This window comes from Sulfitobacter sediminilitoris, from assembly GCF_010667575.1.
Taxonomy (GTDB): Bacteria; Pseudomonadota; Alphaproteobacteria; order Rhodobacterales; family Rhodobacteraceae; genus Sulfitobacter; species Sulfitobacter sediminilitoris.
The window spans coordinates 320,685-329,155 of record NZ_JAABNT010000004.1 but is presented as its reverse complement, the minus strand read 5'-3'; the positions used below and the strand labels follow the sequence as shown (position 1 = coordinate 329,155).

The 8,471-nt window shown below is 57.0% G+C and carries 7 protein-coding genes; 4 read left to right on the top strand and 3 right to left on the bottom strand.

The genetic code is table 11. The annotated features are described in order from the left end of the window. The first annotated feature begins 719 nt into the window (after positions 1-719). The 4 genes from GV827_RS09410 to GV827_RS09395 all read left to right on the top strand — a co-directional run bounded on the left by GV827_RS09410 (position 720) and on the right by GV827_RS09395 (position 5,526). The gene (locus tag GV827_RS09410; protein ID WP_164353530.1) at positions 720-1,814 is read left to right on the top strand and encodes an ABC transporter ATP-binding protein; all 1,095 of its coding nucleotides are present in this window, start codon (positions 720-722) and stop codon (positions 1,812-1,814) included. 90 nt (positions 1,815-1,904) lie between these two features. Then, positions 1,905-3,011, top strand: a complete 1,107-nt coding sequence (locus GV827_RS09405; protein ID WP_164353529.1) for an extracellular solute-binding protein — start codon at positions 1,905-1,907, stop codon at positions 3,009-3,011. Between the two features lie 100 nt (positions 3,012-3,111). After that, entirely contained in the window at positions 3,112-4,629 is a 1,518-nt protein-coding gene (locus tag GV827_RS09400) for an ABC transporter permease (RefSeq protein ID WP_164353528.1), read from the top strand. A 3-nt stretch (positions 4,630-4,632) separates the two neighbouring features. Then, positions 4,633-5,526, top strand: coding sequence for an ABC transporter permease (locus GV827_RS09395; RefSeq protein ID WP_164353527.1), 894 nt, complete (start codon positions 4,633-4,635; stop codon positions 5,524-5,526). Here GV827_RS09395 and GV827_RS09390 read toward each other — a convergent pair. The 3 genes from GV827_RS09390 to GV827_RS09380 are packed head-to-tail and all read right to left on the bottom strand — an operon-like array spanning position 5,523 to position 8,469. Further along, entirely contained in the window at positions 5,523-6,266 is a 744-nt protein-coding gene (locus GV827_RS09390; RefSeq protein WP_164353526.1) for a maleate cis-trans isomerase family protein, read from the bottom strand. The genes GV827_RS09395 and GV827_RS09390 overlap by 4 nt on opposite strands. Beyond that, a complete protein-coding gene (locus GV827_RS09385) occupies positions 6,263-7,426 on the bottom strand; it encodes a M24 family metallopeptidase (protein WP_164353525.1) in 1,164 nt (387 codons plus the stop codon). Before GV827_RS09385 ends, GV827_RS09390 begins: the two co-directional genes overlap by 4 nt. Next, positions 7,423-8,469: a pyridoxal-phosphate dependent enzyme gene (locus GV827_RS09380; protein WP_164353524.1), complete on the bottom strand. Its 1,047-nt coding sequence runs from the start codon at positions 8,467-8,469 to the stop codon at positions 7,423-7,425. Before GV827_RS09380 ends, GV827_RS09385 begins: the two co-directional genes overlap by 4 nt. Between the last annotated feature and the right edge of the window lie 2 nt (positions 8,470-8,471).

Genomic DNA, 8,471 nt, shown 5'->3' with positions numbered 1-8,471 from the left:
GAATGACATTTTGGCCGATCAGCTCCCGGACGCCATCAGGAAGCGGCACTGCCGACTTCGTAGAGAACCAGGTCCCCGAATGACCGAGAAACCCGCGCTTGACACTTACGCAAACAGAGAGCTGGTTCGACGGGCCGCATCGCAGCATCTGATATCTTCGGCGGACGGCGGCTTTGGGCCGTCAGTGACCAGATCCTACCAAAGCAGCGCTAGTCTGATACATCTAGGGTGCTTCACATGGTTGGACCCGTAGTCTGACAACTCTGTGGGGTACTTTGTGTGGTATCTAAATTTTGATATTCTCAACAACTATTTAAAAACAGGAAATTGAGAGATTAGTGTAGGTGATCCTCGGTCCGCCACTTCCCCACATTGCGATGTTTGATTGATCATTCTTTTGAATTAGAACTTTCGCATTTTTGCCTTGGGCGTATCTCAGAGATCATGAAACCAGAGCGTTATGGCGGCAAGAGTCCCTTGTTCGCGACCGGGATGCCTAGTTAACTGAAGGCATATTGACTTCAATTTCCATTCTGATTGACCATTTTCCTTGCAAAATTGCCCTCAGGCAGTGATTTCTTTTGAATTGATCCCCGGTTGGCAAGCGACATGGACTTTCTGATTGTAAAACGCAGCGCAACGTTTCACAGTCAGTGCAGAAAATATGAAGTCTGACCGGGTGCAAAGAAATCTGGCGGGCAAAACGGGGATGTAACGCAATGACCACAGCCGACGGAGCCTTCGTCGCATTTGATCGTGTGCAAAAAAGTTATGACGGCGAAACGCTCGTCGTCAAAGATCTAAACCTCTCCATGCCAAAAGGCGAGTTTCTGACGATGCTTGGGCCATCGGGATCGGGCAAGACAACCTGCCTGATGATGCTGGCAGGTTTTGAGACAGCAACTCACGGTGATATCCTGCTTGATGGTGTGTCGATCAACAACATTCCACCGCACAAGCGTGGCATCGGAATGGTTTTCCAAAACTACGCGCTGTTCCCGCACATGAGTGTGGCAGAGAACCTCTCGTTCCCTCTGGAAGTGCGCAAAATGGGCAAATCCGAACGGGACGAAAAAGTAAAACGCGCTCTCGACATGGTTCAGATGGGTAGTTTTGCAGGCCGCCGGCCAGCACAATTGTCCGGTGGTCAGCAGCAGCGGATCGCACTGGCGCGGGCCTTGGTGTTTGAGCCTGAACTGGTTCTGATGGACGAGCCGCTGGGCGCACTTGATAAACAACTGCGCGAAACCTTGCAGTTCGAGATCACCAATCTGGCGCACGAGTTGGGCATCACGACTGTCTACGTGACGCACGACCAGACAGAGGCGCTGACCATGTCTGACCGCGTGGCTGTGTTCGATGATGGGCGCATTCAGCAGTTGGCGCCACCAGATGAGCTTTATGAAAAGCCCGAGAATAGCTTTGTTGCGCAATTCATTGGTGAGAATAATACCCTTGATGGCGTCGTTGAGGAAATCAAAGGCGACACCTGTATCGTCAAGCTGGACAGCGGCGACATCATTGACGCTGTGCCCGTGAACGTCAGTCAAGTCGGTGAGCGTACCACAGTGTCGATCCGCCCGGAACGGGTAGAGTTTAACGCAGAGCGTTTGCAAGAGGGCACGCATACGTTGAAGGCCGAAGTCCTCGAATTCATCTACATGGGCGACATTTTCCGCACACGCCTTAGGGTTGCGGGCACGGATGAGTTTGTTATCAAAACACGCAACGCCCCCGATCAAAAACGCCTGAAGCCGGGTGAAATGATCGAGATCGGGTGGTTGCCACAAGATTGTCGGGCGCTGGATGCCTAAGCGAAACCGCGACTGACATGAGCTAGAGGGCGTGGCCGCCCGGGCGGCGTCCTTGGAATACCAATCCGGGTAAATAAACGGGAGAATCCGATGAAAACCACTATGAAACTGATGGCCACATCGTGCCTGACGCTGACAGCCTCAATGGCGTTCGCGGACGGTCACATGGCCAATGAGATGACAATCGTCAGCTGGGGCGGTGCCTATTCCGCATCGCAGCAGGCGGCCTATCACGACCCCTATATGGAAAAGACAGGCGTCAACATCATCAACGATGAATCCTCTGCCGAGGCTGTCGCCAAGCTGCGCGCGATGAACGAAGCAGGCAACGTCACATGGGATGTGGTCGACGTTGTTGCGTCTGATGCGATCCGCCTGTGCGATGAAGGTCTGGCGATGGAAATCGACGCGGACGAGCAGTTGGCCGATGGCGATGATGGCTCCAAGGCCTCTGACGATTTTGGCGACTTGCTGGTCTCTGACTGCTTCATTCCGCAGATCGTGTATTCCACAACTGTAGGCTACCGGACAGACATGGTCGGCGGCACCGCACCGACCGAAATCTGTTCGCTGTTCGACACAGAGATGTACCCCGGCAAGCGTTCGCTGGAAAAGCGCCCCATCAACAACATGGAGTGGGCACTGATCTGTGACGGCGTTGCCAAAGACGACGTCTATGATGTGCTGGAGACCGAAGAAGGCCAGGCGCAGGCGTTTGCCAAGCTCGATACCATCAAGGATGACGTGATTTGGTGGTCCGCTGGTGCCGACACACCACAGCTGCTTGCTGATGGCGAAGTTGTCATGGGCTCCACCTACAACGGTCGCCTCTTCTCTCTGATCGAAGAGCAAAAGCAGCCTGTCGCCATGCTTTGGGACGCGCAGGTGTTTGACCTTGATGGCTGGATCATCCCAACAGGTCTGAGCCCGGAGCGTGAAGCACGCGCGCTGGACTACGTCAAATTCGCGACAGACACAGAGCGTCTGGCGGATCAGGCCAAGTACATCTCTTACGGTCCTGCACGTAAGTCGTCCGCACCGCTGGTCGGCAAGCACGCATCGCTGGGTATCGAAATGGCACCACACATGCCGACCGATCCAGAGAACGCCAAGAACACCTTCCTCTACAACTACGAGTGGTGGGCGGACTATCGTGACGATCTGGATGCGAAATTCCAGGCGTGGCTGAGCCAGTAAGATTGACATCGGGGCGCGGCACTGCTGCGCCCCTTTTCACAGAACGACCCGCAAAAGCCGGATCAACCGGCAGGCGTGACTGACCAACAGGGGACAAATCATGGCTGAACAGATGCTGGCCGCAGATGGCCGCCCGCTCAAGGCATCGCTGAACCGCGCATTGCGGCGGCAAAAGCTGCGGGCACTGGCGCTGATCGCCCCCTTGTTCTTTTTTATTCTGATTTCTTTCGTAATGCCGATTGCGGATATGTTGTTCCGCTCGGTTGAAAACGAAATTGTCGAAAACACGCTCCCGCGGACGGTCGATACGCTTCAAGACTGGGACGCGGCCAGTGGTGAAGCCCCCTCGGAGGAGGTCTTTTCAGCCCTCTATACTGACATGGCCCTCGCGGTTGAGTACAAATCGCACACCCGGCTGGGAAGCCGCCTGAACTACGAGACTACTGGAATTTCGTCGCTGTTCCGCAAATCGGGTCGCCGTGTGGGCCGGTTCGATACGGATGTCTATACCAAGGCGTTTGAGGCAGCTGACCCCGCTTATGCCGATCCGGTAAAATGGTCGGAATGGATGGCGGATGACAGCATCCGCGGGGCGTTGCCGCGCACGGCCTCTGCCTATGATGGCTGGGCGGAAATGATCGTGAATGCCGAAGGCGACGACCCGCTGGAAGAACAACCGTGGGATTTTGTCTATACCGCGCTTTACGAGGACGCGACTGCAGGCGGCACGCTGCCCATTGCCGCCGACCTGTCAGGTGTCGAACGTGTCTCGATCCGGGCTCAGTTCGAGGACATCGATGAAAATTGGACGGATCCCGATGTCTGGCGCACGATCAAGACGTACTCACCCACGTACACCAATGGCTATTTCCTGAACTCGGTCGACCTGATGAAAGGGGCCGAAGGCATCGAAGCACGTCCCGAGAACGAACGCATTTATATCATCCTGTTTATCAGAACGATGATCATGTCACTGTCGATTATGGGGATGTGCGTGTTACTGGGATATCCCATCGCATGGCTACTGGCGAACTTGCCGGACCGCACGGCGAACATGCTGATGATCCTCGTACTGCTGCCATTCTGGACCTCACTGCTGGTACGGACATCAGCATGGAAAGTGCTTTTGCAACAGCAAGGGGTGATCAATGACACGCTGGTCTGGATCGGTATCGTATCAGACGGGAACCGGCTGGAGTTGATCAACAACCAGACTGGTACGATCATTGCGATGACGCACATCCTTCTGCCCTTTATGATCCTGCCACTCTATTCCGTGATGAAAACCATACCTCCCAGTTATCTGCGCGCGGCCAAGTCTTTGGGCGCGACGAACTGGACCGCCTTTTGGCGCGTCTACTTTCCGCAATCGGTGCCAGGCATCGGGGCGGGCTGTATCCTCGTGTTTATCCTTGCCATCGGCTACTACATCACGCCGGAACTGGTGGGCGGCACCAAGGGTGTCTTTATCTCGAACCGGATTGCGTACCATATCTCCAGCTCTTTGAATTGGGGTCTGGCGGCGGCGCTGGGTACCATCCTGCTGGCGATCGTGCTGCTCCTCTACTGGGTCTACGACAAGATCGTGGGCATCGATAACGTGAAACTGGGGGGCTGATCCATGTCTGCACTGCCACCATATGCAACGACGGGCCAGCGTATCTGGCACTACGGTTTTCGCGTGATTTGCGGACTGATTTTCTTTTTCCTGATCGCACCGATCCTCGTGATCATCCCGCTTTCGTTCAATGCCGAAGACTTTTTTACCTTCACGCCGGAAATGCTGGCCTTTGACCCGGCGGGCTATTCGACAAAACACTACGAAGATTTCTTCACGAACTCAGACTGGCAGCTTGCCTTGCGCAATTCGCTCAAGATCGCGCCAGTCGCGACACTTCTGTCCGTGTCTTTGGGTACCCTTGCGGCCATCGGCCTCAGCCAGAGCCATGTGCCATTCCGGCGTGCGATCATGGCGATCCTTATCTCGCCGATGATCGTGCCACTGATCATCTCGGCGACCGGCATGTATTTCTTCTATTCCAACCCCTACATCCCGACACCTTTCGGCGCGATTGAACTGCCCTTCACGCTGACGGGTACCTATTTGGGTGTGGTGCTGGCCCATGCGGCGCTTGGTATTCCGTTCGTCATCATCACGGTGACGGCGACGCTTGTAGGTTTTGACAACTCGCTGACGCGGGCGGCGGCGAACATGGGCGCGGGGCCAGTGACAACGTTCTTCCGCGTGCAGATGCCGCTGATTCTGCCCGGTGTGGTGTCCGGTGGTCTGTTTGCCTTCATCACGTCCTTTGATGAGGTGGTGGTCGTGCTTTTTGTCGGCTCTGCCGGTCAGAAGACGCTGCCGTGGCAGATGTTCACCGGTCTGCGTGAACAGATCAGCCCGACCATTCTGGCCGTGGCGACCATTTTGATCGCTGTCTCTGTCGTACTTCTGTTCGTGGTTGAACTATTGCGCCGCCGGTCTGAGCGGTTGCGCGGCATTACCCCAAGCTAGTCCTGACGCACCTGCCAAAGCCGCCCTGGCGCTGTCTGGGCGGGTGCCTTTTTCGCAAGGCGTAGCATATGCCAGGCCAGAACCTGATTGCTCGAGAGCACGGGTTTCCCAATTGCCTGTTCGATGTCCTCGATCACATCCAGTGTGCGCAGGTTTGTGCAGGACAGGAATACGCCCTCGCAGGTCTGACCCTTTGCCATCGTCATGGCAGCGTCGCGCAAGGACTGCGCAGTGATCCGCACAACATTTCCTTCAATCGGTTCGTTAAAGCTGCCAAACTGCGCGACTGTGATCCCGGCATCTGAAATCACGGTGCGGAGCCTGTCCGAGATGCTGGCGATATAGGGGCTGACCAGACCAATCCGGCTAATCCCAAGCGCGCGGCATGCGGCAATAAGCGCGGCGGCCGGGTCCGTGACATGCGGCGTGGGAACCCCCCGCTTGATCAGTTCGGCAACCCGTGCCGACCCGATCTGGGCAGAGGCAGATGTGCATCCATACCCAACCGCTGAGATCACCGCATCCCGCGGCAACAGGTTTGCGGCATCGGTCAGCCTGCCTTCCATCGCGGCGATCATATCAGTGCTAAGCTCAGTGCCAGACGCCACGCGGCTGACCAGCAATTCAACATCCTCCGGCAAAAGCCGACGCATGTCGTATTCCAGTGTCTCATCCGATTGCAGCACCACAAGCCCAAGCTGCATCTGCCGTTCTGTGGTCAGCTCGTAGCTCAGGTTCATGACAGTATCCGAATGTCTGAGGGCTGTGGCGACGAAAGGAATTCAGCGCCCTCAGGGGTTATCAGAATGTCTTCTTCATGCACCATGATCTTGCCGTCGGGCATGGCTATGCCCGGCTCCAACGTCAGGACCATCCCTGCCTCCAGCACGGTCTGGTCCTGAGGAATGATCGAAGGCCATTCGGTCAGTTGCATGCCCAGCCCATGGCCCAGACGCCCCGCGTCTGAACCGTTTTCTCCGGGGTTCACGAGAGTGTTCATCTTATGAAAGAGATCCGATATCAGGGTGCCGGGCCGCGCCTCATCAAAGGCCGCTTGCGTGGCTTCAATGAGGGTCGCATGGGCGTTGGCCACCTCTCTGGATGGCTCACCCAGACTGTAGTTGCGGTCAAAATCGCAGAAATATCCGTCCCAGACCAAACCGGTGTCGAGCATCAGAACATCACCATGTTTGAGCGGGCTGTCCGTCGCGGGTGAGATGACATCACCGTATCCACCCTGGGCTGCGCCACCGGCGAGGTAAGGCACCCAATCCGCTCCCTCCTCAAGACAAAGCCTCTGGAAATCACGGAATATGGTGGCGAGCGGTTTGCCCACCAACGCGATTTCTGGCACGCGGTCGAAGGCGCGGTTTGCGATGGTTGTGGCCGTCTTGATCTTGGATACTTCCGCGTCAGATTTGACGAGCCGAAGGCGCTGGGTGATCTGCGCGTCACTGACGATCCGCCGTGCACCCAATCCATCCTCAAGCGTGCGGAAGTCTGCCAGTGGCATGCGCAAATGGCTTTCCATCTGGTCGGCGACACCGATTTGACCGTCTGACGGTGTCACTTCCTTCAAAGCATCCAACAGCAAGCCTACGCCGTCATCCTGATAATCAGGGGCCTGCCACGTGCGAATATCCTGAACCCAGGTCTGCCCCATCAGGTGCGCCCCGATGGAGGGGACCACTGCAATCGGATCACCCGCTGGCGGGATAACCAGATACCAAGGGCGCGTGGGGCTTTCCCAGAACCGGGTCAGATACCCGGTATAATACCGGACCTCCGGCTCTGTTGTCAGTAATAGAGCGGAAAGCTGCGCGTCCTGCATCAGCACCTGCGCCCGCGCGGTTCGGGATCTGAATTCCTCAACCGCGAAACCGCGCATGGGCAGGCTCATGCCTCTGGGCCTTCGCTCAAAATGACCAAAACGCGAGAAGTCTCATTCAGCCCAAAATCAGTCGCCGCAGCTGATGCTGCGATCAGCCCGGCTACACCGGCCGCACCGGACGGGGTGGAGGGCAGGCCTGCGTCCGCAAAGGCGTCGCTGCCGGTTGCACCTGTCGCTTCCGATATGGTCATGAAATCATCCGCGTCTCGGGCCAACCCCTTCAGCGCAATCAAAGACGGTTCCTTGCAGTCCAGACGCCCCATCGCGGATTCTGGCCCGGTGGTGACTTGTGGGGCACCTGCTTCGATTGAGGCATACAACGCGGGTGCGGCTTCCGGCTCGACCACAATAATGCGTGGCGCATCGCCCCAACTTTGGCGGGCATATGCCGCGCAAGCCGCAGCCAAGCCGCCCACACCCGCTTGCAGGAAGATATGCGTTGGCGGTTCTGGCATCTGCGCGACGGCCTCGTGCATCAAGACCAGATACCCTTCCATCAGCCGATGAGGGCGGTCGAAATACCCCGGCCAGGAACTGTCGGAAAGCAAGGTCCAGCCATGAGCCTCCGCCGCCTCCGCAGCGCCCTTCATGCTGTCTTCGTAGATCGATCCGTGCCGACGGACTTCAGCGCCCTGCGCGCGCAGCCGATCTGCAAAGCTTTCGGGTACCGTGTCAGCCAGAAAGATGACGGCGTTGGCGCCAAAGGCTGCGGCCCCTGCGGCGACCGACATGCCGTGATTGCCCGCACTCGCCGTCACATAGGTCCGACCTTTTGCCAGATTTTGCTGGGCGTCATGCGCAATGACGTAGGCCGCTCCAAGCGCCTTGAAGCTGCCGAGGCCCATTCTTTTCCGCTCATCCTTGACCTGAACGCTCGCCACGCTGGCCCTGTCAGCAAGCGCAGGCGATGATGTGAGCGGTGTCTGACTGGCCGCAGGGCATCGCTCGAGCAAGCTGTTTGGAAGACCAACGTCAATGCTGGGCCAAGGCACATCGGGGAGTTGTTTGAGAACAGCCTCGCGGTGTTCTGACGTATTGATAAGGTGTTTCATGG

Coding starts and splice junctions, on each gene's coding strand:
- GV827_RS09385 (WP_164353525.1), bottom strand. CDS start 7,426: ATGAGCCTGCCCATGCGCGGTTTCGCGGTTGAGGAATTCAGATCCCGA.
- GV827_RS09390 (WP_164353526.1), bottom strand. CDS start 6,266: ATGAACCTGAGCTACGAGCTGACCACAGAACGGCAGATGCAGCTTGGG.
- GV827_RS09410 (WP_164353530.1), top strand. CDS start 720: ATGACCACAGCCGACGGAGCCTTCGTCGCATTTGATCGTGTGCAAAAA.
- GV827_RS09400 (WP_164353528.1), top strand. CDS start 3,112: ATGGCTGAACAGATGCTGGCCGCAGATGGCCGCCCGCTCAAGGCATCG.
- GV827_RS09395 (WP_164353527.1), top strand. CDS start 4,633: ATGTCTGCACTGCCACCATATGCAACGACGGGCCAGCGTATCTGGCAC.
- GV827_RS09405 (WP_164353529.1), top strand. CDS start 1,905: ATGAAAACCACTATGAAACTGATGGCCACATCGTGCCTGACGCTGACA.
- GV827_RS09380 (WP_164353524.1), bottom strand. CDS start 8,469: ATGAAACACCTTATCAATACGTCAGAACACCGCGAGGCTGTTCTCAAA.